This is a genomic window from Desulfonema magnum (assembly GCF_017377395.1).
Taxonomy (GTDB): Bacteria; Desulfobacterota; Desulfobacteria; order Desulfobacterales; family 4be13; genus Desulfonema_C; species Desulfonema_C magnum.
This window is the reverse complement of record NZ_CP061800.1, coordinates 7,112,649-7,137,559: the sequence shown is the minus strand read 5'-3', so window position 1 is coordinate 7,137,559 and position 24,911 is coordinate 7,112,649. Positions and strand designations below refer to the sequence as shown.

The 24,911-nt window shown below is 45.4% G+C and carries 16 protein-coding genes and 1 tRNA gene; 11 read left to right on the top strand and 6 right to left on the bottom strand.

What is annotated here, in order from left to right; genetic code table 11:
• The first annotated feature begins 1,428 nt into the window (after positions 1–1,428).
• The 5 genes from dnm_RS27330 (at position 1,429) to dnm_RS27310 (ending at position 5,873) form a co-directional block, all read left to right on the top strand.
• Positions 1,429–2,331: a SphA family protein gene (locus tag dnm_RS27330; protein ID WP_207680049.1), complete on the top strand. Its 903-nt coding sequence runs from the start codon at positions 1,429–1,431 to the stop codon at positions 2,329–2,331.
• A 983-nt stretch (positions 2,332–3,314) separates the two neighbouring features.
• On the top strand, positions 3,315–4,046 hold the full coding sequence (locus dnm_RS27325) for an amino acid ABC transporter ATP-binding protein (RefSeq protein WP_207680048.1): 732 nt from the start codon (positions 3,315–3,317) through the stop codon (positions 4,044–4,046).
• A gap of 597 nt (positions 4,047–4,643) precedes the next feature.
• Complete coding sequence (locus tag dnm_RS27320; RefSeq protein WP_207680047.1) at positions 4,644–5,435, top strand: inositol monophosphatase family protein; 792 nt, start codon at positions 4,644–4,646, stop codon at positions 5,433–5,435.
• A complete protein-coding gene (locus tag dnm_RS27315) occupies positions 5,432–5,629 on the top strand; it encodes a hypothetical protein (RefSeq protein WP_207680046.1) in 198 nt (65 codons plus the stop codon). Before dnm_RS27320 ends, dnm_RS27315 begins: the two co-directional genes overlap by 4 nt.
• A gap of 169 nt (positions 5,630–5,798) precedes the next feature.
• Positions 5,799–5,873: transfer RNA gene (locus dnm_RS27310), tRNA-Val, on the top strand.
• A gap of 246 nt (positions 5,874–6,119) precedes the next feature.
• On the opposite strand, the gene mazF is transcribed toward dnm_RS27310, so the two are convergent.
• From mazF to dnm_RS27285, 5 genes are all read right to left on the bottom strand, one after another.
• The gene (gene mazF / locus dnm_RS27305; RefSeq protein WP_207680045.1) at positions 6,120–6,461 is read right to left on the bottom strand and encodes an endoribonuclease MazF; all 342 of its coding nucleotides are present in this window, start codon (positions 6,459–6,461) and stop codon (positions 6,120–6,122) included.
• Positions 6,461–6,703 (bottom strand): AbrB/MazE/SpoVT family DNA-binding domain-containing protein, encoded by a 243-nt coding sequence (locus dnm_RS27300; protein WP_207680044.1) that lies wholly within the window; start codon positions 6,701–6,703, stop codon positions 6,461–6,463. Before dnm_RS27300 ends, mazF begins: the two co-directional genes overlap by 1 nt.
• 180 nt (positions 6,704–6,883) lie before the next feature.
• Positions 6,884–10,795, bottom strand: a complete 3,912-nt coding sequence (locus tag dnm_RS27295) for a helicase-related protein (protein ID WP_207680043.1) — start codon at positions 10,793–10,795, stop codon at positions 6,884–6,886.
• Between the two features lie 606 nt (positions 10,796–11,401).
• Positions 11,402–13,486 carry an FAD-dependent oxidoreductase gene (locus tag dnm_RS27290; RefSeq protein WP_207680042.1) on the bottom strand — a complete coding sequence of 695 codons (2,085 nt, stop codon included), beginning with the start codon at positions 13,484–13,486 and terminating at the stop codon, positions 11,402–11,404.
• Positions 13,487–13,912: 426 nt separating this feature from the next.
• A complete protein-coding gene (locus dnm_RS27285) occupies positions 13,913–14,266 on the bottom strand; it encodes a DRTGG domain-containing protein (RefSeq protein ID WP_207680041.1) in 354 nt (117 codons plus the stop codon).
• A gap of 257 nt (positions 14,267–14,523) precedes the next feature.
• Here dnm_RS27285 and xseA point away from each other — a divergent pair, with 257 nt between their 5' ends.
• The 6 genes from xseA (at position 14,524) to dnm_RS27255 (ending at position 21,471) form a co-directional block, all read left to right on the top strand.
• Complete coding sequence (gene xseA, locus dnm_RS27280) at positions 14,524–15,750, top strand: exodeoxyribonuclease VII large subunit (RefSeq protein ID WP_207680040.1); 1,227 nt, start codon at positions 14,524–14,526, stop codon at positions 15,748–15,750.
• Positions 15,722–15,961 carry an exodeoxyribonuclease VII small subunit gene (gene xseB, locus dnm_RS27275; protein WP_207680039.1) on the top strand — a complete coding sequence of 80 codons (240 nt, stop codon included), beginning with the start codon at positions 15,722–15,724 and terminating at the stop codon, positions 15,959–15,961. The genes xseA and xseB overlap by 29 nt, the downstream gene beginning before the upstream one ends.
• A 161-nt stretch (positions 15,962–16,122) precedes the next feature.
• On the top strand, positions 16,123–17,001 hold the full coding sequence (locus tag dnm_RS27270) for a polyprenyl synthetase family protein (RefSeq protein WP_207680038.1): 879 nt from the start codon (positions 16,123–16,125) through the stop codon (positions 16,999–17,001).
• A gap of 772 nt (positions 17,002–17,773) precedes the next feature.
• Entirely contained in the window at positions 17,774–19,651 is a 1,878-nt protein-coding gene (dxs, locus tag dnm_RS27265) for a 1-deoxy-D-xylulose-5-phosphate synthase (RefSeq protein ID WP_207680037.1), read from the top strand.
• Positions 19,652–19,793: 142 nt separating this feature from the next.
• Positions 19,794–20,540 (top strand): TlyA family RNA methyltransferase, encoded by a 747-nt coding sequence (locus tag dnm_RS27260; RefSeq protein ID WP_207680036.1) that lies wholly within the window; start codon positions 19,794–19,796, stop codon positions 20,538–20,540.
• 175 nt (positions 20,541–20,715) lie between these two features.
• Positions 20,716–21,471, top strand: a complete 756-nt coding sequence (locus dnm_RS27255; protein WP_207680035.1) for a Uma2 family endonuclease — start codon at positions 20,716–20,718, stop codon at positions 21,469–21,471.
• A gap of 194 nt (positions 21,472–21,665) precedes the next feature.
• Here dnm_RS27255 and clpB read toward each other — a convergent pair whose 3' ends face one another.
• A complete protein-coding gene (gene clpB / locus dnm_RS27250; RefSeq protein WP_207683769.1) occupies positions 21,666–24,248 on the bottom strand; it encodes an ATP-dependent chaperone ClpB in 2,583 nt (860 codons plus the stop codon).
• Between the last annotated feature and the right edge of the window lie 663 nt (positions 24,249–24,911).

Sequence of the window (24,911 nt, the reverse complement as noted above, 5' to 3'; positions counted from 1 at the left end):
AGCCGGGTTTCTTCCCCGTTCGCCGTGTCTGTCCCGCGACAGCCCGAAAACTTTTCGATCTACTGAGTTTGGCACACGCCCATAAATCTGCTTCGTAATTGCGGAAGTCAGTATTAAGGGGCAATACTGCTGACTTAAGAGCAGGCGAAATTCTCCGGAGTGCGAAAAATGCTTTTTCGCAATTGCAAAAATAAAATTTTTGCACTCCGGATCCGCCCGAAATTTCTTAAGTCAGCAGCATTGGCATTTGTCAGCATTAAGGGGCGATACTGCTGACTTAAGAGCAGGCGAAATTCTCCGGAGTGCGAAAAATGCTTTTTCGCAATTGCAAAAATAAAATTTTTGCACACCGGATCCGCCTGAAACTTCTTAAGTCAGCAGCATTGGCATTGGTCAGCATTAAGGGGCAATACTGCTGACTTAAGAGCAGGCGAAATTCTCCGGAGTGCGAAAAATGCTTTTTCGCAATTGCAAAAATAAAATTTTTGCACACCGGATCCGCCTGAAACTTCTTAAGTCAGCAGCATTGGCATTGGTCAGCATTAAGGGGCAATACTGCTGACTTAAGAGCAGGCGAAATTCTCCGGAGTGCGAAAAATGCTTTTTCGCAATTGCAAAAATAAAATTTTTGCACTCCGGATCCGCCTGAAACTTCTTAAGTCAGCAGCATTGGCATTGGTCAGCATTAAGGGGCAATACTGCTGACTTAAGAGCAGGCGAAATTCTCCGGAGTGCGAAAAATGCTTTTTCGCAATTGCAAAAATAAAATTTTTGCACACCGGATCCGCCTGAAACTTCTTAAGTCAGCAGCATTGGCATTGGTCAGCATTAAGGGGCAATACTGCTGACTTAAGAGCAGGCGAAATTCTCCGGAGTGCGAAAAATGCTTTTTCGCAATTGCAAAAATAAAATTTTTGCACTCCGGATCCGCCTGAAACTTCTTAAGTCAGCAGCATTGGCATTGGTCAGCATTAAGGGGCAATAGGTGGTGTTCTAAAACTGGACTTGCCCCGATATTTGCCAAATTGATTCAATGGGTTAAAAAGTTTAAGTCCAGTTTTAGAACACTACCGGGGCAATACTGCTGACTTAAGAGCAGGCGAAATTCTCCGGAGTGCGAAAAATGCTTTTTCGCAATTGCAAAAATAAAATTTTTGCACTCCGGATCCGCCTGAAACTTCTTAAGTCAGCAGCATTGGCATTGGTCAGCATTAAGGGGCAATACTGCTGACTTAAGAGCAGGCGAAATTCTCCGGAGTGCGAAAAATGCTTTTTCGCAATTGCAAAAATAAAATTTTTGCACTCCGGATCCGCCTGAAACTTCTTAAGTCAGCAGCATTGGCATTAAGGGGAGGCTGTATCAAACCGAGTTTCATTTTGCAGGTCAGAGTGATGGGCTATGCTTTTAATTAACAAAGAGGAGAAAAGATGAAAAAAATTATTGGTATGACACTTATTGCCTTAGGTCTTGTAGGCATATGCTTTGGCATGGCCTTTGCCGGAGCGGAAAACGAATATCCCAATGGTATCGAAGGAATCAAAGCGGCATCTTTGCCGCCCCCGGGTTTTTACTACAGAATGTATAATGTCTTGTACACCGCTGACACGAACACGGATAAAGACGGAGATGAATTAGACATAGATTTTGATTTGACGCTCTTTGCCAATGCGCACAGATTTATATGGGTTTCAGATTGGAAGTTTTTGGGTGCTGATTTTGCGTCAAATATTATCGTTCCAATTTTCAATATTGATCTTGAGATAGGCGCATTGGGAGTTGATGACAGTCAGTTCGGCCTTGGCGATATTTTTATTGAACCATTTGTTCTGGCCTGGCATGGTTCACAGTATGACACTGTTTTTGCTATGGGGGTATGGGCACCGACGGGACAATATGATAAAGACGAACCCGCCTCTCCCGGAAAAGATATGTGGACATGGATGGGAACAGTGGGAGGCACTTACTATTTTGATACTGCAAAGACCTGGTCCGCTTCCATTCTCGCCCGGTATGAGATTCATGGGGAGAAAGATGAACTGGAAGTCACCCCCGGGGATGATTTTCATTTTGAATGGGGCATAGGTAAGACACTTGAGAAATTTTGGGATATCGGACTGACCGGCTATTGTCAGTGGCAGGTGAGCGATGACGAGGATGAGTCAGGTGCCGCATATGGTGAAAAAGACAGTGTTTATGCCATTGGTCCCGAAGTCAGTGTTTTCATTCCCTCAGCCAAACTTTTTATCTCATTAAAGAACCAATGGGAGTTTGGTGCTGAGGATCGTTCCGAAGGCAACTTCATGTGCCTGAATTTCACTAAGATATTTTAGCTCAGTTTTTAGAGATTACTTCTGATTAGCCCATAGCCATCTGACCAGTGTCCCGGCCCGTGACGGAAAGAAGCCAGATTTTATGAAAAAATCTGGCTTCTTGTATTTTATATGAAAGTGTCCGAAGTGACTGAAGTTAATAAAGTGACTGAAGTTAAAAGTTCTTTCATGTTTCGTTGTGAGCGGACTGTTCATGGCCGTTTATATGAAAGTCCGGAGTGCAAAAACAGAGCGAAGCGGTTTTTTGCAGAGACTTTCATCATTCGTTGTGACCGTCAGCTCATGGCCGTTTATATGAAAGTGTCAGGTGTTAAGTGTTAAGTGTTAGGAAAAACTTCAAAACTTTCATCATTCGTTGTGACCGGCAGATCATGGCCGTTTATATGAAAGTCCGGAGTGCAAAAACAGAGCGAAGCGGTTTTTTTGCAGAGACTTTCATGTTTCGTTGTGACCGGCAGATCATGGCCGTTTATATGAAAGTGTCAGGTGTTAGGTGTTAAGTGTTAAGTGTTAGGAAAAACTGCAAAACTTTCATACTTTGTTGTGACCGTCAGGACATGGGAGTTTATATGAAAGTGTCAGGTGTTAAGTGTTAAGTGTTAGGAAAAACTGTAAAACTTTCATCGTTCGTTGTGACCGGCAGTTCATGGCCGTTTATATGAAAGTCCGGAGTGCAAAAATTAAGCGAAGCGGTTTTTTGCAGAAACTTTCATGCCTCTTTGTGACCGTCAGCTCATGGCCGTTTATATGAAAGTCCGGAGTGCAAAAATTAAGCGAAGCGGTTTTTTGCAGAAACTTTCATGCCTCTTTGTGACCGTCAGCTCATGGCCGTTTATATGAAAGTAGCATGTAGGGTGGGTGCAGCGAAGCGAAACCCACCCTACATTTCGGGCAGACTATTTTTTGGAAAATTCCTTATAGGAAATCCATGTAGCGAAAAGAATTGTCATAAATTCCTAATCTGAAGCAGAGGATTTAGCCAAGTGATTGATGTGCGTAATATTTACAAGACGTTTTTCGTTCCTCATGAGATTCAGGCCATTGTGGATGTCTCAAGCAAAATCAAAGCCGGAGAAGTTGTTGTGGTTATCGGACCCTCAGGGTCCGGCAAAAGCACATTTCTCCGCTGTCTGAACCGCCTGGAAATGGCGGACAGAGGACATATCTATATAAAAGGTGTTGATATCCTGAGTCCCAAGACAGATATCAACAAAGTGCGGGCTGAGGTGGGCATGGTGTTTCAGTCCTTCAACCTTTTTCCTCATAAGACCGTTTTTGACAACGTAACGCTGGCGCAGCGGGTTGTGCGCAAACGAAGTCAGGAAGACGCTGCTCAGAAGGCAATGACGCTGCTGGACAAGGTGGGAATAAGGGACAAAGCCAATGCGTATCCGGATCAGCTGTCCGGGGGACAGCAGCAGCGGGTGGCAATTGCCCGTGCCCTGGCCATGGATCCCGAGGTGATGCTCTTTGACGAACCCACATCCGCCCTGGATCCTGAAATGATCGGCGAGGTGCTTGATGTGATGAAAACCCTTGCCAGAGAGGGGATGACCATGGTGGTGGTAACCCATGAGATGGGATTTGCCAAAGAAGTGGCAGACCGGGTGATCTTCATGGATCATGGTTCTATTGTGGAAGAGGGAACCCCCGAACATTTCTTCACCAGTCCTGTCCATGACAGAACCAAACTCTTTCTGAGTCAGATTCTCTGATCTTCCTATCACTCGATAATCAAGTTTTTTTTGTCATTCCTGCGAAAGCAGGAATCCACCGTTCCCGGAAGTGCCGCATCAGCCAAAAACAGATTCCTGCTTTCGCAGGCTTCGACGTGAACTCAGTGGAACGGAATGACAAATTTTTTGTTCGAACCGGGTCAGAAAATTTGATTATCGAGTATCAGCGATTCAGTGCCAGCATTCTCTCCCTTTGTCTTCCGAGGCAGGTCCGAGCATACACGATTTATTCAGTCCCGCAGGGATGCTTGAAGAAAACAGCCCGGCAATTCGAAGGACACGCTGTTCCCTGAGCTTGTCGAAGGGGGGAGGGAAGGAATAACATCGGACGAAAAAAGAGTAGAAAAAACTGGAATTTTTAGATGGTTTATCTTTAAGCCGAAGAAATTTTATCATACCAAAACAAAAAATGCAGGAAAACCGCTGTAATTTAAATGGCAAAACAGCGTCCTGAACTGTCAGCATAAATCCGTTGATTTTATTAAGGATGAAAACGAATACTCACACGATCCTCCCATCATAAAATAATTATTTGGGTTGACATCCCCAATAAAATAGATATAGTATTTTGAAATTATGGATCTGGAACTTGTAAAAAGAGTCGGTATCGCTGCTGCTTACAGAGGAGGGGGAGTACTTCGCTCTTATTTTGGCGGTTCCCTTGAAGTAAACAAAAAAGGGGCTATTGATCTTGTTACTCAGGCGGATATCGGCTCGGAAAAATTAATCATTGAAACCATTCGAGCAACATTTCCAAATCATTCCATCCTGGCTGAGGAAAGTGGTCTGAAAGAAGGTGCAGGTGATTATCAGTGGATTATTGATCCGCTTGACGGTACAACAAACTTTGCACATCAACTCGGTCTGTTCTCTGTTTCCATAGGGTTTGCCTTAAATTCAGACATTGTTGCGGGTATTGTCCTGAACCCCGTGAGCGAAGAACTTTTTACCGCCGTCACAGGGAAGGGGGCTGAATTAAATGGCCGACCCATAAGCGTGTCAGACACAGCAACAATTTCAGAAAGCTTGCTGGTAACAGGTTTCCCTTATAATTTAAAAGAGATATTTCCTTCCTTGCTGGCCCGCTTTTCCAATTGCCTGAAAGCGTCTCAGGGAGTCCGAAGGCTCGGTTCTGCCGCACTTGACCTTTGTTTTATGGCATGCGGACGGTTTGACGGGTTTTGGGAACAAAATCTGAACCCTTGGGACACTGCGGCGGGGATGCTGATTGCAAAGGAAGCCGGAGCAATGGTAACGGATTTTTCAAACAAGCCGTTTACGGTTGACAAAAAGGAAATCCTGGCAACTAACGGTAAAATTCATAAAGAAATGCTTTCGTTATTGGAAGCAAAAAAGGATTCAGAATGAAAAAAAAATCAGTAAGCAAAGTCGTTTTTGATGATCATGTAGGATGTTTTGGTGATTTCAGCATAAATGATCCGGTTTGTAAAAAATATTGCGCTTTAAGCTTACGCTGCACCATAGCGAGTGATCAGAATGACCAACTGGAATTTTTTGAAGATATGATATATCCTGATGATATGTTTATGAGATTTCATTGAAAAAGAACGAATGTTGCATGAGTTTTCAGATGATATCCTATAAGGCGCGGCCATGAACAAATTTGCTGTTATTTTTTTCTTGACAATAAAAAAGAAAGATGATATTAATTTATTTTTAGGAAATGAGGAATGGCTTTTGTGAAAGCTGTTTTTTATTTTATATAAATACAGGCGCGTAGCTCAGGGGGAGAGCGCTACCTTGACACGGTAGAAGTCGTTGGTTCAAATCCAATCGTGCCTACCATAAAAACCAAGGGGGTTACAGTTCAGGCTGTATCCCCTTTTTTGTTTTTTGCCAGTATTATGCTATCACATAAGCCATTAATTTGCCTTGGTATGATAAAAATCTTCTGATGATAACGGATTTAGGGGAGGCCGGTAAAGCCCTGTAGGGGCGGCATGTTTGTAGCCCCTGTACATGCTGCCCCTACGGGGCTTGCCAGTCTCGGCCTCACCCCTAAATTCGTTATCATCATAAAAAATTTTCTCCTCATGTCAGCCCAATCAGAAGTGTACCCAGCTTTTTCATCACATCTGTCGTCACCTCATCCGGAAGTTTGCAGGCCAAGTCTGCGTTTCTTGCCCGCCAGTCAAGACTTTTTATCTGATCTGACAGAATTACGCCGGACACACCACATCCCTCGGGAATCACAACCTCAAACGGATAGCCCTTCACCCGTGTTGTTATCGGACAAAACAGGGCGAGCCTCACCTTTCCGTTATACGCTTTTGGCGATAATACCAGAGCCGGGCGTTTTCCTCCCTGCTCATGCCCTGCCCTCGGATTCATGTTAATCCAAACGACATCCCCCCTGTCAGGCACATAATTCATTACCAGACCTCCTCTCCCACCGCGTCACCGGTATCTGTCTCTCCGTGCAGACTGTTTTCGGAAACCCCATTCAGGAGTTCCTCAAGTGTATAGCCGGGTGCGGAAACAGGTGTGATAACAATTCTCCCGCTGTCCAGAGACAACTCGACCACTGTTTCTTTTTCAATATTCACATTCAGGGCAAAAGCTTTGGGTATTCGCAGGGCAAGGCTGTTTCCCCATTTCTGAATTTTAGTCTGCATTGTTCAATCCTCCGTTTATATTGTTTAGACATTGTAGATACAATATAATTACAGAAAGCCGGAATTGCAATAAGGTAATTTTCGATGTGCTGACATTAGCCTAAGAATCGGCGGTCAAAACCGGAAACAGGGAGTGCCGAACTTGCAGTTTGGCACTCCGGATGTCTGGTCGGTCACAAATCAGCTCAATATGCTTAACAATTTATTCATTTCACGATTTATCCGGCTTAATACTTCAATCGTCAGCAGATCAGATTTCTTTCTGCGCATCCGGTTCGCCAACTGGCACACAGTATCCAAAGCGGTCATTATCAAAAATACAGGCGCTTTTATGATGGCTTTGTTTCCCGAATAAGGTATCTGAATATCAAAAAGCACTCCCTGAAGTTTCTGAACTTTTTCCTTTTCAAGGTCCGCTATCTGCTGAAAATCTTCGTTTTTATATCTCTCCTCAATACTTCTGACCTCGGCCTGAAAAAATTCTTCCCCTGTTCCGAATTTCTGCCTCAGTTGCATCAGTGAACGGATAATCATGTAATGTAAAACAGTTTGTGAGATAGCTGCCTTTTTGTTCAGGGATTCAATGTGTCCTGAAATACGGATGTGTCTGAATTCCGCCTGAGCCAGTGCTTTTAATTTTTTTTGCAAAGGACCAATATCTGCTTTCGTTAATATGGCTGATTCATTGATTTTCAAGCCCTCAAGATCATCATAAGCTGTCACAAGCTTTGTTTTTGCATGTCCGTCCGAATCAGAACACGCGACCGCATAAGCCGCCATTCGCCCATTGCATTCCGAAACCTCAGTTTCCAGCCGTCGGATACATCCTGGCATGTGGGATTCTGACATATAATTCAGAACAGCGTCAAACACAGGATCCCCGTAAGAACCAAAATGAAGTTTTCCATTAATGCCTTTCAGTCCGTATTCAAAGGTTCTGCGGGAGGTTGTCAGAATGGTTCCGTCCGAAATACCGGGAATATTTCTGAGACTTATGGCTTTTTTACTTTTATCAGAGAACACCGTACACCCGATATCGCGCAAATATGATGAACCGGACAGAACCTTCCAGATCGTATCAGGCGTGAGGGGGGATGTGTTTCTGTCCTCCGTACTCTTTCTTCTGAGCCGAAGATAAATATGGTAAAGTTCCTCAGGGGAAATTTCTCTGCGTGCAGACTGCTTTTGTACCAAATTTGCCTCTTTTCTGGCTTTTTTTTCCAATTCAGCCTCGCTGAGTTTTCCCTCAGCCAGATTTTTGAAATCATCCCGGGTGACAGGTAATAAGGACATCTGTTGGATTCCTACAATATCACCTGCCCGGGCAAGTCGGCTGAGAAGCCGGCCATAGACGATTTCTTCGGCAGAACCTGCATAACATAAATTACAAACATATACCTTTTCATGGGTCTGGCCGATACGGTCAATTCGCCCGATACGCTGTTCAACCTTCATAGGGTTCCACGGAAGATCAAAATTAATCAGCAGGTCCGCGGTCTGAAGGTTCAGTCCCTCGGCGGCCGCGTCCGTACACACCAGAATATCCGTCTCTTTGTTTAAAAACCCGCGTCTGACTTCTTCCCGGTCAGTGGAAATCAGTTCCGGATATCCTGAGTCTTTGAAATTTTGAAAGTCTGAAATCTGCCCCCCTTGTCCTGAAAATGTGCTGATACGCATATTCGGATCAATACGCCGGAGTCTCTCAACAATATCCGTAAGCGTATCATAAAACCGCGTGAAAATAACCGTCTGCCGGATGCGTCCGGGCCCGGAAAGTCTCCTTTTATCCAAAATACCCAAAAGTGCGGTCATTTTGGAAGACCTGCCTGAAAGGTCGGACAAGGTATCCAGCATAAACGATAAATGCTCATATTCCCATATCAGATCTTCTTTATTCCGATGCTGAAGAAGCTTTCCCACGATTTCCGCGCCATCATCACTTTCTTCCGGAATATCTTCCATATCTGGCTGTTGTCCTTGGTCTCCTCGTTTACATGCCAATGTCCGGGAACGAAAAAAGAAATTTTTTCCCGATAAAAATTCCAATGTGGACTGAACCCGGTCCTGACGGCGTTCCAGAGTCCGCCTGATCGCGAACAAACCCGAGGCAAAGCGAAGCCGCAAAAAACTGAGATAAAATCCCAATGAAATTTGTTGTTTTTTATCTCCGTTGTGAATAATCTCATGGCTGAGTTTTCGACAATATGCTTCCAACTGATCATAACAGATCTGTTCCTGATCTGTGAATGTTATTTTGGGAAGCGGAAGGATAATCCGCTCCGCGAGATTGGCGTTCAGCCGATGCTTTCCCTGATAGATTTCCAAGAGGGAGCGGCTGTGCCGGAGCATCACTCTGGAAAGGGGAGCACCTGAAAATATAAGCCGTTGAATACCTTTCAGTTCTCTGTCACGAGGGGTGCGGCGATGTTCAAGCCATCGCCGCACGGAAGTGCGAATACGGCCATCTGTCACCGTGTCCCGGAGATATGCATAATAATTGGGATCATGCCTTTCCACATCTGACATTGCCTTGCGAAAAAAAGACCATTCTTCTTCAGACAAGGGCATCCCCCGGATGAGTCGGCCTAAAATATCATAATAGAAATTTGCCAGTCCCGGACTCTCCTGAAACGCCCCTGCCCGCCAAGTCAGACGAATAAGATTAAAGACTTCTGAGGAATGCAGTTGCATAGGTGTTGCGGTCGCCAGAAGCAGGCATTTTGTTTTGGCACGCAGTTGTTCGGAAATGATTTTATACAGTCTGTTAAACCGGGGTGCTGCTCTGTATCCCCGGGTCGAATTTGTCTGCCGCGCGTAATGCGCTTCATCCACAAGAACCAGGTCAAAATTTTCCGCAAGTTTAAGCGCTTTTTTGTGTCCGGGTCTCACAAGCAGCCCCGTTGAAATAATGCTGAGGTTCGGAGAATACAGGGATGCTGATGATGCCTGAGATTTAAACGGCAGGAGAACTTCATGCCGGGGCGGCATGCCTCCCAGCGCACATGCGAAGGGCATCAGAAACTTCCCTGACATCTCCCTTTGCCATTGTTTCGTAAGGCTTGCAGGTGCTGCGATAAGTACCCGCCTGACAAGGCCGGAAAGATATAAAGAACGAATCACCAGACCTGCCTCGATGGTTTTTCCAAGTCCTACCTCGTCGCAAAGCAGATAACTGAAGGGCCAGGTGGAAATCAGACGCTTTGCCACAATTTCCTGATGCGGCCAGGGCGCGACCAGTGATGTTTCCATTCCTGTAAATCGTCCACCGGGAAGCCTCGGACCGTCTTTAATGAAGGCAAAACCTAAAAGTTCCGTGGGAGAGGGCGAGGCGACCTCCGAAAACACGGGGCGGGAACCGTCAATCTCCCTGGGATGTTTGGCCGTGTCTGCGATCTTAACCAGCCGCTTACGGACCGCTTCAGGAAGTATCCGCACCCGGAATGCGGGGTTTCTGTCATTCCAGAGAATCTCAAACGATTGTGCTGCTTCCTGCACCCGAAGATATTCCGTTTCCTCTTTCCAGTCACAGTGGACATCAATACTTTCGGTATTTACAGCGAGGGCTGTCCGGGATTCATTCAGAGCGCCTGAAATATAAATGCGGTTTCCGAGAACATCGGTGAAGATACCCAGCTTTTCACGGATATAGCCGTCCGCGACAGTGTCAGCAGACAGGCATTCTCCGCTTTGGACATGGATACGGAACGCCACCCGGATGTCCAAAATGCCTTCGCGAACAAGACTCCCTAAAAGCTGAACACCATTTCGGACATTTTCGGACCAGCTCCCGGGGTGATCCAATTCAGCGTTCAGTTCGTCTTCGATTTTCCGGTTTCCAGTTTCCGGTTTCTTATCTGCATACACAACAAACCGTGCCTTTCCCTTGTTGGCGAAAAAAGCGGAAAATCCTTGTGACGCGGCTGCCAAAGAGGCAGGACCGAAATATCCGCCCATACGGTCATAGCACACGGAACGCTCCAGCACGGGGATATAAAAATCATGGAGAATATTGAGCGGCTTGTTCCGGGAAACAGCAGAACCTGTGCGGTAAGCAATACGCCAAGGACAGGCTTTATAACCTTTTCTGAGCAAACTTCTCATAAATTAAGTGGGTTGTGACAGTACTCTGCCGTCCGGCAGGAGAGAACAAAATTACGAGGATTAAGTATCATCCGAAAAAAAAAGCCGGGTTTCTTCCCCTGACAGATATGAAACATTATCGGAAAGAAACCCGGCTTTTTCCTTCTTCCGAGACGCATCATTTCGGGAAAAAAGCCGGGTTTCTTCCCCTGACAGATATTAGACATTATCGGAAAGAAACCCGGCTTTTTCCCTTTTCCGAGACGCATCATTCCGGAAAAAAAGCCGGGTTTCTTCCCCTGACAGATATTAGACATTATCGGAAAGAAACCCGGCTTTTTCCTTCTTCCGAGACGCATCATTTCGGGAAAAAAGCCGGGTTTCTTCCCCTGACAGATATTAGACATTATCGGAAAGAAAGCCGGCTTTTTTCCTTTTCCGAGACGCATCATTCCGGGAAAAAAAGCCGGGTTTCTTCCCCTGACAGATATGAAACATTATCGGAAAGAAACCCGGCTTTTTCCTTTACGGAGACCCATCATTTGTCGGTGGGTCACCCTACTATCAAGACTTCCGAAGCTTAAAAAACTCCGGAAGTCCGAGGTATGATTACCGAGATTAAGCGGTCACTGCTTCTTTTTTTTCTGCTACGTTTTCCGAACGTTCATAACAGATCAGTCCGCATTGGAGACACCTTGAGGCTTCGGCCCGTGCCATTTCTTCTGTAAATCCTTTTTCAAGTTCCCCGCCTGCTGCCAGTTCTTTTGTGCTGCTTAATGGCATGATCTGACGCGGATTTGGGAGAACATTTTCAACATGATCAATATTTTGTATAACGGATCCGGGTTTGATCACATTTTCAGACAAATCCAAAGGAAGTCCGTACATAATCTGATGCATGGAAGCGGCTGCCCGTCGTCCTGCGGCAATGGCTCTTATAGCGGCACTGTAATCGGTCAGCACATCCCCTTCGGAAAACAGGCCGATTTCATCACTGCACGCAGGCTGTTTGTAAGGAGGTCTGCCTTCCCAAAGGACAGGTCCTGAAGGGGTTTTATCCGCTTCAGAAGCCTCAGGGGTTTCTGTTTCAGCCAGTCTTGAATCACGAGTGAAGATCATTTCGGGAAATCGTCCGGATGCCATAAACAGGTTTTTCGCAGGAATTATCTTCTTTTCGGAAGTATCAAGTTCAATATATTCCAGTTCGGTCAGACAGTCCCCTTCACCAAAAAGACGATTGATTCCGACATTAAAAATAATCTTACCGCCCTTTTCTTCAAAGGCTTTAATTTCAGTCTCTTCCACAGGACTGTATTCCCGTGTTTCCCGGAACAGGATGGTTATATTCGTCACACCAAGGTCTTTGCGGATTTTTTCGGCCGCATCAAGGGCAAGTTTTTCCCCGCCGACAATGACAAATTCAGCTCTGTACGGAATTTTATCATCAGATTTGATAAGGTCCAGCAGCAGAAACGTACCCGGAACAGTTTGTTCCACGATATTCGCTCCCCCGCGGGTCAGACGGCTGTCCCATCCCCCCGAGGCCAGAAGAACGGTTTCAAATCCCTGTTCCAAAAGCGAATCAATGGTGAAATCCTTTCCCAAGGTATTTTCACTTTCAACTGTCACCCCCATTTCAAGGATACCCTCGATATCCCAGTCCAGGATCTCATCAGAAAGCCGGTTTTTTGCAATGGCGCTTCGAAGCAGTCCTCCCAGTTTTGAAGTTGCTTCAAACACGGTCGGTTCATGGCCCAGACGGGCTGTGAAATAAGCAGCCGACAGTCCTTCCACACCGCCGCCGATCACAGCGAGTTTTCGACCTGTGTCCGGGGCTTTATAAGGCAGGATTCTCTTCCCGCTTTCCTTTTCAAAATCCGCGGCAAACCGTTTCAGGAAGTTTATGGCAACAGGTTCATCCACAAACTGACGTCTGCATTCTGTTTCACAGGGCCGGGGACAAATTCTGCCAATAACTGTGGGAAAAGGATTCCGCTCCTTGATCACCTGAACAGAACGGTGATAATCCCCCAGCGTAATCTGCCGGATATATTCCCGTATATTAATTCCCGCAGGACAGGCTCTCTGACAGGGGGTGGTGCATTCTTCTGTGGTGTATTCACGCAAAATGCGCCTTGTGACGGATGAAAGATTGATAATATGTTTCGGACACACCCGCTCGCAAGTCCCGCAGCCTGTGCATTTTTCTTCATCAACCACAGGAAGACCTTCCGGCCCCATTGTAATTGCGTCAAACGGACATGCTTTTGCACAACTGCCAAGTCCGAGGCATCCCACGGAACAGACTTTCATGCCGCCGCTGAGGAGAGCAGCTGCCCTGCAGTCGCTCAGACCATTATAAATATATTTTATATCGGCATCCTGCACCCCAAAAGTACAACCGGGTTTTGCAATGTCAGGCTCTTTTGCTTCAATCGCCACGCCCAGTATGGCGGCAATCGCCTCGGCAACCTCCGGCCCTGCGGCAACACAGGAATTCGGGGAAGCTTTGCCAGCCACAATTGCTTCCGCATTGGCACTGCAACCCGGAAAGCCGCAACCGCCGCAGTTGGCCCCCGGAAGCGCTCCTTCGACCGCCTCTATTTTAGGGTCAACATATACGTAAAAGATTTTTGATGCCGCGGCCAGACCAACCCCCACGACAATTCCCAAACCTCCCATCATACAAATTGCTTCTATCATACTTGACACTCCTAAAATTTATAAAAAATTTGAAATTTGAAATTTGAAACTTGAAACTTGAAATTTGAAACTTGAGACTGGAAACTGGAAACTTGAAATTTGAAATTTGAAATTTGAAATTTGGGATAGTGCTGCAAAGATAGTGATAAATCCCGTTCAGTTCTCAGAATGCCAAGACACTGAATCTGATTCATAATTATCTGTGCAGGGCTGCCAAAACTGGTATCCGAAAACTGAAAACCGGAATCCGAAAACTCGAATCCGGTTCTCAATTCTTAATTTCCAGTTTCCAGTCTCCAGTTTCCAGTCTCAAATTTCCAGTCTCAAATTTCCAGTCTCAAGTTTCCAGTTTCAAATTTCCAGTTTCAAATTTCCAGTCTCAAATTTCCAGTTTCAAATTTCCAGTCTCAAGTTTCCAGTTTCCAACTACCACGACCCGTCAATTCCTCTTAACCCGTTCATATAAAGACGTCCGCTTGCCACAAACAATGAATAGCGGGTCAGCAGAATGGGCAGGCCATAGGACCTTGCCAGCCTCATAACGTCTTTGCCTGGTCTTTTACCTCTTACAAAAACAATTGCGCCAACTTCTGCAATTTTAGCAGTTTGGATGACATTCTCAGTCGTGAGTCCTGTAAGCAAAACAGCTTCCTTTGCGACTGCGGCCAGCACATCTCCCATCAGGTCTGCTCCCCCGCCTGCAAATAATGTTTTATTTAGCTGATCCTCTCCTGTCAGAATCTCTGCTTTTAAAATATTTCGTATTTCAAATAGCTTCACTGGATTCAACCCTAATTTGGCATATTCAATTTTCTATTATTATGATATACCTCTTTCACATAATCATAAAAAAAAGTCAATGAATTGGTGATGTAAATCAAAAAAGATTGAATGAAATTTTTAACCATGATAATCTTTTCATAATGGTCATACCCCAGGGTCACAACAAAGTATGAAAAATTTCTATTGTTTCTTAACACTTGACGCTTAATACCTGACACTTAACAGCTGACATTTAACACTTAGCACCTTTTCATATGAATATGCAACAAAGAATTTACACTGTTTCAGAGCTTACCGCTGATATTAAATCCTTACTTGAGGAAAATTTTTCTTTTATCTGGATTTTCGGGGAAATTTCCAATTTTCGTATGCCGGCTTCCAGGCATTTCTATTTTACATTAAAGGATGAAAATGCTCAGATAAGTGCTGTAATGTTTCGCGGTCAGAACCGAAATTTAAAATTTGACCTTGAAGACGGAATGAATGTGACGGGCCTCGGCAGGCTAAGTGTCTATGCTCCCCGGGGCAACTATCAGATTATCCTTGAATATTTGGAACCTGCGGGAGTCGGCGCACTGCAAGTGGCTTTTGAGCAGCTCAAAGCCCGCCTTTCCGCTGAAGGGCTTTTTGATAAAGAACATAAAAAGTATTTACCTTTTTTACCTAAAAAAATCAGCGTGATCACCTCACCTACCGGTGCGGTTGTTCATGATGTTTTAAAGATTGTGAACAGACGATTTCCAAATGTTCATATTGAAATCGTACCAGTTAAGGTCCAGGGCCAGGGAGCGGACATGGAAATTGTCGCGGGTATTGAGCTTTTAAATCGCCGGGAAGATTCGGATGTGGCAATCCTTGGCAGAGGCGGTGGATCTTTAGAAGACCTCCATGCTTTTAATTCGGAAATTGTGGCAAGAGCTGTGTTCGCGTCAAAAATTCCTATTATTTCGGCTGTGGGGCATGAAACAGATTTTACCATCTGTGATTTTGTTGCGGATATTCGTGCTTCAACCCCTTCGGCCGCGGCCGAGCTGGTTATTCCGTTAAAGGATGATCTTGCACGGGAATGCATAAGGCTTTCAATGAGTTTAAAAATGAGGTTTTACAGATATATTGAGCGCCAGCGTTCACTTTTAAACGAAATTTCAGAAAAACTGACCCATCCCAGCCGAAAAATACAGGATTTGAGATTGAAAACAGATGATCTTGGCACCCGCCTTGTCAGAGCGTTTATAAACAGCATACGCCAAAAACGTGAACGCCTTTCCTGGCGGGCTGACAGATTACACGCTTTAAGCCCTGTCGCAATTCTGTCCAGGGGATACAGCATCACGAGAACCATTCCGGATGCCCGGGTTGTCACGAATTCGGAAACGGTAAACAAGGGACAGAATCTTGAAGTGATACTTGCAAAGGGAATTTTAACGTGCAGCGTGGAAGGAAAATCAAATAATGGCCAGACAGACAAAACAGACATTTGAAAAAGCAATGAAACAACTGGAAAAAATCGTACAGGAGCTTGAAAGCGGAGATTTGCCTCTTGAAAAAGCCATGAAAAAATTTGAAGAGGGGATGCAGCTTTCAAAGTTTTGTTCTGAAAAATTGGATGAAACAGAAAAAAAGGTCACCATTCTGTTGGAGGATCTGGAGGGAAATGTTTCTGAACAGCCTTTCACATCAGAAAAGGATTAAAAAATCGGGATTTCCGAACCATCGCAAATCCTTGGCAAAACCGAATCATTTGCCACAAACAGTCATGCCCAAGTCTTGCAACGAAGCATAAAAGTAAGACCAAAATTTGATAATTATCAATTATCAGTTATCAATTATCAATTATCAACCGGATTTTAAATATGTTTGACCTGAATTCATATCTTACTTCAAAAAATAAACAGATTAACAACGCTCTGAATGAAATTCTGAAACAGGATTCAACCCGGATATCAGCGGCCATGAGATATTCTCTCATGGCAGGCGGAAAGCGCATCAGACCTGTTCTGTGCATTGCCGGGGCCGAGGCTGTCGGGGGAAAGGCTGAAGATGTTCTGACAGCGGCCTGTGCCATTGAAATGATTCACACCTATTCCTTAATTCATGATGATCTGCCTGCCATGGATGATGATGATCTGCGAAGGGGGAAACCCACGTGTCATATTGCTTATGACGAAGCCACAGGGATTCTTACCGGGGATGCCCTGCTCACGCTGGCCTTTCAGGTCCTTTCGTCAGACAGCACAGGGCATCACGCATCAAAATTACTTAAAGTGATAAATATCCTTACACGCGCTGTGGGATACAAGGGGATGATAGAAGGGCAAATGAGAGATGTTGCTTCGGAAGGTGTTGAACTTGATTCAGCCGCGCTCGAAAAAATACATGCCTTGAAAACTGGCGCGCTGATTGAAGCGTCTGTAACTTCCGGGGCCATATTAGGCCGGGGAACGGCCAGAGAGATTGAACATCTCAGAATTTATGCAAAAAATATCGGACTGGCTTTTCAGGTCATGGATGATATTCTGAATATTGAAGGGGATCCCGCGGTGCTGGGCAAAGCTGTCGGAACGGATAAAATCCGGGAAAAAAGTACCTATCCTTCTGTCATGGGAATTGAAAAATCCAAACAAGCGGCAAAAAATATGATAAACAATGCGTTGCAATCGCTTGATATTTTTGATAGCAAATCTGATCCGCTTCGCGCCCTCGCAACTTATATTATTACGAGGAAACGCTAAAAAGAGGTTTTCAAAACCTCGCAGGTCTGACGCTCCGGCCCGTCATAATCGTTGCGGTCATGCGCCACACAGATAAAATTTAATAAGGACTGATTTTTATTCGTCAGGATATATAGCTGTTATCCTTAGTTATTAACTACGAATCAATTATGATAAAATGAGATAGGTGTGGTTTTACAGCCGTAATAAAAATTTTTCGATCTGCTGAATATTTTTATTTTATAATCCAATATCGTTCGGCATGATTTTTGCATAGCCGGACGGAAATGCCCGGCATTTCCGCATTTTGGAGAAATTGTTTCCGAAAAACGCCCGGCGGACATTTCGGGATTTCAGTTTTCCGGATATATGAATTCAGTTAGTTACAAATGTATGCAAAAATCGTGCCGAACGGTATTGTTTATAATCAGATTAATTTTTTATGTGTAATTCTTTTTATAACCTGTTAGAACTATTGTTATGATACGAAAACGGCGTATCTTAAAAGCAGGTCATTGCCACCCCTGAAATACCTTCTCCGCCCCATTGACTTTTTCCTTTGTTTTTATAAAAAAACAGGATAAAAAGAAGTTCAGTTTCAACCATGGCATGAACCTTCTTCATTAGGCCGGATAAAATTTTTTATAATCTTTGTCATAAAAATACACCGATGAAAAAAATTTCATGGTCGTTTAACAAGAGTGTTGCGGGAAGTACAATTCTGCTTCTCTTAAAAACATTTTTAAAAAAGCTGTAACATCGTCAATTTTCAATCAAAATAGGAGTTATCATTTTGAGTTTTTTAGAAAAAATTAATTCCCCCGCAGATCTGAAGCGTCTTTCTCCTTCAGAGCTTCCGATGCTTGCCGCGGAGATACGCAAATTTATTGTTGAGGTGGTATCCAAAAACGGGGGACACCTGGCTCCAAGTCTTGGTACTGTTGAACTGTCAATTGCTCTCCACTATGTTTTTAATAGCCCTGAAGATAAAATTATCTGGGATGTGGGGCATCAGGCCTACACGCATAAGCTTCTGACCGGACGCAGAGACCGATTTGACACCCTTCGCAGGCACGGGGGAATTTCCGGGTTTACCCGCATGAGTGAAAGCCCTTATGACGCTTTCACAGTGGGGCATAGCAGTACTTCCATATCAGCCGGTGTCGGGATTGCCTGCGCGAGATGTCTGAAAAAAGAGAAATCCAAAGTGATTGCCGTGATCGGGGATGGTTCCATGACAGCGGGGCTGGCTTATGAGGGGCTGAACCAGGCCGGAGACCGCGGCAAGGATCTTATTGTAATATTAAATGATAATGATATGTCCATTTCTCCCAATGTGGGAGCGTTGTCCTCTTTTTTAAGCCGCACGTTTTCAGCAAAAAAAATGCAGAGTCTGAGAAAGGAAATCGGGGATTTTCTTAAATCTTTGCCTAAAATCGGTGATGATATTTATCAGCTTGCAAAACGTTCGGAAGAATCTTTCATGACCTTTGTGACACCGGGGATGCTGTTTGAAGCTTTTAATTTTGAATACTTCGGCCCCATAAACGGACACCGTCTGAGCCATCTTATCAACATACTGAATAATATCAAAGAACTCAGAGAGCCGGTGCTGCTTCATGTTACCACTAAAAAAGGAAAGGGGTATCTGCCTGCTGAAAGAAATCCTGTTCATTTTCACGGTGTCGGATGTTTCAATATCGAAACAGGTGAATGCCCGGACAGCAGCACGGTTCCCACTTACACCAAGGTTTTTGGCGAAGCTATGGTCAGACTGGCTGAGGAAAACAAAAAGCTTGTTGCCATTACCGCGGCAATGCCGGAAGGCACAGGGCTTACAAATTTTGCAGAGACCTATCCGGATCGCTTTTTTGACGTGGGAATTGCCGAACAGCATGGTGTCACCTTTGCAGCAGGAATGGCCGCTGAAGGATTTCGGCCCGTTGTTGCCATATATTCCACCTTTTTACAGCGTGCTTATGATCAGATATTGCACGATGTGTGCATAGAGCGCCTTCCGGTGGTATTTGCACTTGACAGAGGCGGCATTGTGGGAGAAGATGGGCCTACCCATCAGGGGCTGTTTGATTTGTCTTATCTCAGAAGCCTTCCTAACATGGTGATTATGGCTCCGAAAGATGAAAACGAACTGTGCAAAATGCTTGTCACGGCCCTTGGGCATGACGGCCCCATTGCGTTCCGCTATCCGAGAGGAATCGGAACAGGCGTTGATATAGAAGAAAATATTGTTCCTGTCCCTGTGGGAAAAGGGGAAATTCTCAGACATGGAGACGATATTCTTATTTTGGCCGTAGGAAGTTCTGTCAACGATGCCCTTGACGCGCACTCACAACTGACAGAACAGGGAATATCCGCCACAGTGGTCAACAGCCGCTTTGTAAAGCCACTTGACTCGGAACTGATTTGTTCCCTTGCCAGAAAAATACCCCGGATGATCACCGTAGAAGAAAATGTACGCGACGGCGGATTCGGAAGCGCAGTCCTGGAATGTCTGTGTGACCAAGGCGTAACCAATTTTCAGCTTGAACGTATCGGCATACCAGATACATTTGTCGAACACGGTCCCCAGAAATTCCTCAGATCAAAATACGGCATTGACGCACCCGCCATCGCAGACGCGGCCAGAAAACTGTTGGGAAGTGAGAAATGAGAAGTGAGAGGTGAGGATATGATTTTTATTTAATTTTCAGCTTGTTGAATGGTTCATTGTAACAATGACAAAGTCACAAATCACAAATCACGAATCACAAATCACGAATCACAAATCACAAATCACAAATCACAAATCACAAATGACAACTCACCCAAAGAAAAAAAGGCTTGATCTGGTCATCGTGGAAAAAGGACTGGCGCAAAGCCGACAACGGGCCAAAGCGTTGATCATGGCAGGGAAGGTTCTGGTAAATCATCAGCCAGTGGATAAGCCCGGGTCGCTGGTTTCGGGAGATGGTGCGATAACGATTAAGGGAGAGGATATTCCTTATGTCAGCAGAGGCGGTCTTAAACTTGAAGCGGCCCTGCACGCGTTTGATATAAAGGTAAACGGGCTTGTCTGTCTTGATGTGGGCGCGTCCACAGGCGGTTTTACAGATTGTCTGCTTCAGCATGGCGCGGAGCGCGTATTTGCCGTGGATGTGGGATATGGGCAACTGGCATGGAAACTGAGGCAGGATCCGCGGGTTGTTGTTATCGAACGGACAAACATCCGCTATATGCCTGCTGAAACCCTTCCCGGGCCTGCTGATCTTGTTACCATAGATACTTCCTTTATTTCGCTTAAAATTGTTGTTCCCGCGGTTCTCAAATTTATGACACCGGAGGCAGAAATTCTCGCTCTGATCAAGCCTCAGTTTGAAGTGGGAAAGGGCAAAGTAGGAAAAGGCGGCGTGGTACGTGACACCTCGCTGCATGATGAGGTCATCCGTTCGCTTTGGGATTTCTTTACCGACGTGGGCCTTTCCTGCAAATCTGTCATCCCCTCTCCGATACTCGGGCCCAAGGGGAACAAAGAATTTATCATTTTTGTGAAAAAAGCCTGATCCACCAATAAATTGCCAGTCGGTTCTCCTGCTGCCGAGTTCTGAATCTGAATGATTCAGAGGCAGGCAAAAAAACGATCCTTGGAAACAGACTTGACACATCCTCCTATTTTTATTATATTTCCAATATGGTAAATGCAATATTTATTCTTTAAAATTAAAACAAGGAGGTCTTATGTCGGCTCTTCAGCACGCGGCAGTTTATGAAGATGATATCTCCGGCCACAGCGAGCAGACCGGAATCGAAGCTGCTCTGAAAAGACTTGAGGAGCTTGATCTGCCTACGGAGGATGGTATTCCATTGGAAACAAACTGGCATCGCATCCAAATGAATCTTCTGATCGACCTGGTTCACCAGTTGTGGCGTGACCGTCAGAATTATTTTGTCGGCGGAAATATGTTTATCTATTTCAGCGTACAACAGGTCAGAAACCGTGATTACCGCGGACCGGATTTTTTCGTTGTAAAAGATACGGACGGAACCCGTAAGCGTGATGCCTGGGTGTTGTGGGAAGAAGGCGGACAATATCCCGATGTGATCGTGGAATTGGCTTCAGCGTCAACAATAAAAACGGACCTCGGACTCAAAAAGAACCTGTACGAGCGCATCTTTCGCACCCGGGAATATTTCTGTTATGATCCCGATGAAGACCGGCTGTATGGCTGGAAACTGACCCCGAGCGGATATGTTGAACTGACACCTGATGACCGGGGAAGATTACGGAGCAAGGAACTCAGTGTATGGCTCGGAACATGGGAGGGCGAGCATCAGCGTCTTGACACGCTCTGGCTACGCTTTTACACGGATGAAGGGCAGTTGCTTCCGACCTCGACTGAAGCGGAAACACAGCGTGCCGAAGCTGCCGAAGCCGAGCTTAAACGTCTGCGCGAGATGTTGGCAAAACAAGGTCTGACTGACGACGGGAAATGAAAGGGACCATTGAACTCACCTCGCAGGTCTCATCTTATCCATCATCCGGAGTGCAAAAATTAAGCGGAGCGGTTTTTTGCATCCTGAAAAATTAAGCGGAGCGGTTTTTTGCATCCTGCCGGAATTCTTCAAATATCCGGTGCAAAAAATCGCTACGCTTAATTTTTGCACTCCGGAACTGGGTCAGGTACTAATCATTCGCATTTAAAAACAATTTCATCTCCCTCAGCATCGGCTCTTATGGTCGCTCCTTCTGCAATATTTCCCTTGAGAATTTCCATAGACAGCGGATTTTCAATATATTTCTGAATGGCGCGTTTTAAAGGACGTGCGCCGTATATCTGATCATATCCTTTTTCCGAAAGCAAACACGTTGCCCCATCTGAAAGAACAAGGTCAATCTTCATTTCATCAAGTCTCTTCCGGAGCCGCTTCATCTGAATTTCAACGATGGCACCGATCTGATCCTGGGTAAGATTTTCAAAAATAATCGTCTCATCTATCCGGTTCAGGAATTCGGGCTTGAAACTTGCCCGGAGAGCGTCTGTCACCCTTTTTATCATCTCCTCACGCGCGGATGCCCCGAGTTCCTGTATCCATTGGCTGCCCACATTGGATGTCATAATAATAATGGTATTCTTAAAATCAACGGTTCGTCCATGCCCGTCGGTCATGCGTCCGTCATCCAGAATCTGAAGCAGCACATTAAAGACTTCGGGATGGGCTTTTTCGATCTCATCAAACAAAACTACGGAATAAGGCCGGCGCCGCACCGCCTCTGTCAGATATCCCCCTTCTTCATATCCCACGTAACCCGGGGGCGCGCCAATAAGCCGTGCCACAGAATGTTTTTCCATATATTCTGACATATCCACCCTGACCATTGCCTGATCACTGTCAAAAATAAATTCAGCCAGGGCCTTGGCAAGCTCTGTCTTTCCCACGCCCGTAGGTCCCATGAAAATAAAAGAGCCAATGGGACGGTTTGGATCCTGCAGGCCGGAACGCGCCCGGCGGACAGCATTGGACACGGCCACAATTGCCTCATTCTGTCCGATAACCCTTTCCCCGAGACGGTCTTCCATATAAACCAGTTTTTCTCTTTCCCCTTCAAGCATTTTGCTCACCGGAATTCCCGTCCACCTGGATATGACTTCGGCGATGTCTTCATTATCCACTTCTTCCTTGAGCATCTTGCTGGTTTCCTGAAGTTCGGCAAGGTTTCTGTTGGCCTCATCCAGACGCTTGTTCAGTTCCATGACCTTTCCGTATTTCAGTTCGGCTGCTCTTCCGTAATTCCCTTCCCTTTCAGCCTGCTGTTCTTCAATGCCAATCTGCTCAAGCTCTTCCTTAATCCGCCGGATGTTTTCAATCATATCTTTTTCATTCTGCCACCTGGCCTTCATTTTCAGAAGCTCATCCTTCATGGCCCCCATGTCCTGTTCAAGCTTTTCAAGACGCTCTTTTGACGCGGGATCAGACTCTTTCTTCAAGGCTTCCCGTTCAATTTCACCCTGGGTGATTTTTCGCTGAACTTCGTCAATTTCCACAGGCATGCTGTCAATTTCAATCCTGAGCTTGGACGCGCATTCATCTATGAGATCAATGGCTTTGTCAGGAAGGAACCGGTCTGAAATGTAGCGGTTGGAAAGGGTCGCAGCCGCAACAATAGCCGAATCCTTAATTTTCACCCCATGATGAACTTCGTATTTTTCTTTCAGCCCCCGGAGAATGGAGATGGTATCCTCCACAGTAGGCTCACGGACCAGAACCGGCTGAAATCGCCTTTCAAGGGCCGCGTCTTTTTCAATGTATTTGCGATACTCGTTTAACGTTGTCGCACCCACACAGCGAAGGGTTCCCCTGGCAAGGGCCGGCTTCAGCATGTTGGAGGCGTCCATTGCCCCCTCGCTTGCCCCCGCGCCGACGAGAGTGTGTAATTCATCAATAAAAAGAATGACTTCCCCTTCGGCACGCTCCACTTCTTTTAAAACCGCTTTCAGGCGGTCTTCAAATTCTCCCCGATATTTTGCGCCCGCGATCAGCGCACCCATATCAAGGGCAACCAGACGCCTGTTTTTCAGGGTCTCAGAGACATCCCCCTCAATAATGCGCTGGGCAAGCCCCTCAACAATGGCGGTTTTTCCCACTCCGGGCTCTCCGATAAGAACAGGATTGTTTTTGGTTCTTCTGGAAAGCACTTGGACAATACGCCGGATTTCATCATCCCGGCCGATGACCGGATCAAGCTTGCCCAGACGAGCAAGATCGGTGAGATCACGGCTGAATTTGTCAAGTGCCTGATATTTTTCTTCGGGGTTGGGGTCGGTGATGCGCTGGCATCCGCGAATGTCCATAAGGACCTTTAAAATGGATTCCCGTGTCACGCCGTAGCGTCTGAGAATTTTTGCAGCCTCCCCTTCTTTTTCATCTGAAATCGCCAGAAAAATATGTTCGGTGCTGACATATTCATCTTTCATCTTTGCAGCTTCGGCAAACGCCGCGTCCAAAACATTTTTGCCTCTGCTGGAAAGATAATTATCCCCTGCCCCGCTCACTTTTGGTAATTTGTCAATGGCTATGGCCGTGTCCTGGGCCACACCTTTGGGGGAAACACCGAGTTTACGGAGCATGGCCCCGGCAATGCCTTCCGGCTCATCCAGCATGGCTCCGAGAAAATGCTCCGGCTCAATCTGCTGGTTGTTATGCTGTGAGGCCGAGGCCTGGGCATTTTGGATAAGCTCCTGTGATTTTATGGTAAATTTGTCAAAACGCATCATTGCCTCCTGTATTATGATCGTGTTAGGTGTCAGGTGTCAGGTGTTAGTGACACTCTGAAACTTTTATTTTTTTATGTGTTTTTATGACTGAATGGACATGGTTCGTAATTATTTCGGGTATAAACGGGTATGTCCCACCTTTTACACAAGAACAGGTTTTATGTGTGAAAGGCGGGACACATCCGTTTTTTTTGCCACGAAGGCACGAAGACACAAAGTTTCACGAAGTCTCTCTGTGATTCTTTTGTGTCTCTGTGTCTTTGCGGCTGATTTTTTCGGATATGTGAAAAGCGGAACCGGCCGTTTTTTTTGCCACGAAGGCACGAAGACACAAAGTTTCACGAAGTCTCTCCGTGGTTCCTTTGTGTCTTTGTGGCTGATTTTTTCGGATATGTAAAAGGTGGGACACACCCAAACAAATCAATGTTTTTTCTCCTTTTTTTGTTTTGATGTTTATCTTGGGATTTGCCATTATACAAAAAAAATAAGAAATTCGAGATGATAGAGAGTATGTTGTCGCTTATTTGAAAAATAAACACTGAGGATTTGATGTCAAAGCAAATTTTTCAGTTAAAAGGCGGGGCTTATTTTTTTCTGAGGAAAAGCTTGACAACTTAATAAAAATTACTTATTTTTATGTCATACAAAATGTGTTCTTTT

What these genes read in the sequence shown, in the direction of transcription:
- dnm_RS27330 (WP_207680049.1), top strand. Translation starts at nt 1,429, where the DNA reads ATGAAAAAAATTATTGGTATGACACTTATTGCCTTAGGTCTTGTAGGC.
- xseA (WP_207680040.1), top strand. Translation starts at nt 14,524, where the DNA reads ATGAATATGCAACAAAGAATTTACACTGTTTCAGAGCTTACCGCTGAT.
- dnm_RS27255 (WP_207680035.1), top strand. Translation starts at nt 20,716, where the DNA reads ATGTCGGCTCTTCAGCACGCGGCAGTTTATGAAGATGATATCTCCGGC.
- dnm_RS27260 (WP_207680036.1), top strand. Translation starts at nt 19,794, where the DNA reads ATGACAACTCACCCAAAGAAAAAAAGGCTTGATCTGGTCATCGTGGAA.
- dnm_RS27315 (WP_207680046.1), top strand. Translation starts at nt 5,432, where the DNA reads ATGAAAAAAAAATCAGTAAGCAAAGTCGTTTTTGATGATCATGTAGGA.
- xseB (WP_207680039.1), top strand. Translation starts at nt 15,722, where the DNA reads ATGGCCAGACAGACAAAACAGACATTTGAAAAAGCAATGAAACAACTG.
- mazF (WP_207680045.1), bottom strand. Translation starts at nt 6,461, where the DNA reads ATGAATTATGTGCCTGACAGGGGGGATGTCGTTTGGATTAACATGAAT.
- dnm_RS27270 (WP_207680038.1), top strand. Translation starts at nt 16,123, where the DNA reads ATGTTTGACCTGAATTCATATCTTACTTCAAAAAATAAACAGATTAAC.
- dnm_RS27300 (WP_207680044.1), bottom strand. Translation starts at nt 6,703, where the DNA reads ATGCAGACTAAAATTCAGAAATGGGGAAACAGCCTTGCCCTGCGAATA.
- clpB (WP_207683769.1), bottom strand. Translation starts at nt 24,248, where the DNA reads ATGCGTTTTGACAAATTTACCATAAAATCACAGGAGCTTATCCAAAAT.
- dnm_RS27320 (WP_207680047.1), top strand. Translation starts at nt 4,644, where the DNA reads ATGGATCTGGAACTTGTAAAAAGAGTCGGTATCGCTGCTGCTTACAGA.
- dnm_RS27290 (WP_207680042.1), bottom strand. Translation starts at nt 13,486, where the DNA reads ATGATAGAAGCAATTTGTATGATGGGAGGTTTGGGAATTGTCGTGGGG.